This window comes from Variovorax sp. KK3, assembly GCF_001984055.1.
Taxonomy (GTDB): Bacteria; Pseudomonadota; Gammaproteobacteria; order Burkholderiales; family Burkholderiaceae_C; genus Variovorax.
In genome coordinates this window covers 1-2,507 of record NZ_LYVO01000164.1, presented here as the reverse complement: position 1 = coordinate 2,507, position 2,507 = coordinate 1, and the positions used below count along the sequence as shown (strand labels likewise).

Here is a 2,507-nt window from a genome sequence, read left to right as displayed (position 1 = left end):
CAGTGGCCTGGATGCTCAGGTCTTTGACATTGAACCGGTTGTACTGGCTCGTCTCGTCCGTCCTGCCACTGCCCGAAGCCGAAGCGAAGGCCGCGTCGTCGTCGCGCTCCTTGCGGCTCATGGCACTGGTCGTGCTCTGGGTGCGCAGGTTCAGGCGGCCGCCGGTGTCGATCTCCAGGCTCTGGCCATGGGCCTCGACGGCGCTCAGGGTCGTGTCGCCGCCGCTTCGCAGCCGGAACCGTTGCGCCTCCAAGGTCGTGCGGGTGAGCGTCGTGTCCTGGCTCTCGGCGTCGAGGTTGAACTTGCTCATGCCGTCTTTCGTGGCATGGCGGGTCTGGGCCGAGCGCTGGTTCTGTCCGGCTTCCAGCGTGAGGTGGCGGCCTGCGTCGATGCTCAGGTACTGGCCGGCGCGCAAGGTTGCGGCGCTGGCGGAGATATCACGGCCGGCCGTGATGCCGACGTGGCCTGCGCCCTGGACCGTGCTGCCCGTCTCCTCGCTTGTGATGCCCCGGCGCGAGTTGGTTTCGCTCCAGCGGATGTCTTCACTGCGCCCGGTCGTGATGCTGGCGAGGTTCACGTCCCGGCCGGCCTGCAGATGGGCATCGCCTGCGCTTCGGACTTCGCCGCCGACCAGGTTCAGGTCGCGCCCTGCGCTTGCCACCAGCGTGCCGCCTGGGTTGGTCACATAGAGCCCGGCCACCCGGTCGCGTGTCACGGCAGTGATTCTTGCCCCCACCGGGGCTGCGCTGCCAACTCCACTGCTGGCCTCCCGCGTGGTCGTCACGACGTTGATGTCGCGCCCGGCAATCACGTCCAGGCGCCTCTGCGCATCGACGCTGCCGCCGATGACGTTCAGGTCCGTGCTGGCCCGAATCCCCACGTCGTCGCCACTGATGCGCCCGCCGAGGTTGTGCACGCTGTCCGCATCGATGCGCACGACCCGTCGGCCTGCGATGGTTCCACCCTCGTTGACCAGGTCGCCCGTGAGCTGCAGGTTCACGCTCTCCCCGGCCAGCAAGGCGCCCGAGCCATCGATGTCGCCGTCCTTCACCCGCACATAGACCTGCGGCACCAGCACCCGCTGGGTACTGCCATCGGCCAGCGTCACGCTCTGCTCCACGAGCCAGACGATGTCGCTGGTCAGCTGCGCCATCTGGGCGGCGGTCAATGCGATGCCGGGGCGCAGGTCGTATCGCCGGGCGAAGGTGACGCCCGCATCGATCAGCGCCGCGAACTGCGCGTCGTCGCTGTCGAACCCGCCCAGGAAGCGCCGCCCGGTCAGCTGCGCGATCTGCTCGCGGATCAGCCGCTGCTCGTAATAGCCGTCTCCGAGGCGCTTCAGGATCGCATCCGGGTCGATGCCGAGTTGGCGCAAGAGGTCGTCGCTGGACTGGCGTTGGCGCTGGGCATCGCTCGTGAAGCGCGGGTCGGTTTCGATCAGATACCGGCTGCCCGGCTCGGGGTGCACGGTGAACAGGCTTGCCGTGGGGATCGTGGTGCTGGGGGTGCTGGTGCGTACCGTTCCGACCTGGACGATCGGGGAGACCGTGGAACCCGGAACCTTGCCTGGGCCGGCAATTGCACTGCCGGTCTGGCCTGGTGTGAATGGCCCTGTGCTTGGCACATTGCCCCCCACCGCCACATTCCCTTCCAACCGCGCGGCGGCCAGAGCGACGGTCGTGTTCGTGGTCAGGCTGTACGGCACGACCTGATACGCCCGCTCGTCGTCCCGGCTGCCGTGCGCAATGATGAAGCTGTGGATGGCCGTCCCGGTCTGCACGGTCGGTGCGTCGACCGGGAGGTTGCGGTTCTCGATCCGGCCCCCGGTCACCGTGAGCGCCCCGCCCGCGAGGATCTGGCTCATGTCGTTGACGCCGCTGCCCACGTGAAGGGTCATGGCCCCGCCTGACACGATCCGGGCCGGGGCGGAACCGGTCAGCACCGGGGTGGACGTCGTGACCGTGGTGTCGTAGGCGTCGTAGATCGACGAGAAGCGCGAGGGCTTGTCGCCATCGGGCCCGCGCACCACGCCGGCGATCGTGGTGATGAAGGCGAAGGTGGCGACATCGAGCCTTTGATGGGCTTGCCGGTAGGCCTGCCAGCGGTCGTACTCGGCCTGGGTGACGGGGTGATCGAAGGGCCGCAGCAGGACCACGGGGCCCGAGGGACCGTCGACCGTGAGTTCGACTCCCACCTGGCCCACGGTGATGTCGGGGTGCAGGCGGCCGATGAAGGAGGCAGGCAGATCCTCCGCAGGTGGCGTCACCCCGAAGGCGGCCCAGATCGGGTCGGTGCGGGCGTACCAGGCGCCGGGCATGGCGGTGGTCTGGCAAGTGCTGGCGCCGCCACCGGTGCAGGTCTCGTAGCTGCGGTCGGCGCTGTTGGCGGGGCTCAGGAGGTAGTAGGGGCGGAAGCGCGAGACGGGGTAGTCGGGGGACGGCACGAGCAGCTTCATGGTGCCGCTGGCGCCCGGGGCGAGCGGGTCGGTGGCGGCAATGGCGCTCCAG

General features: G+C 69.0%; 1 protein-coding gene. It reads right to left on the bottom strand.

Going from position 1 to position 2,507, the window contains the following annotated elements; genetic code table 11:
* Positions 1–2,455: S-layer family protein (locus tag B0W80_RS33885; RefSeq protein WP_143684913.1), on the bottom strand; the 2,455-nt coding region annotated here is incomplete at its 3' end.
* Positions 2,456–2,507 lie beyond the last annotated feature (52 nt).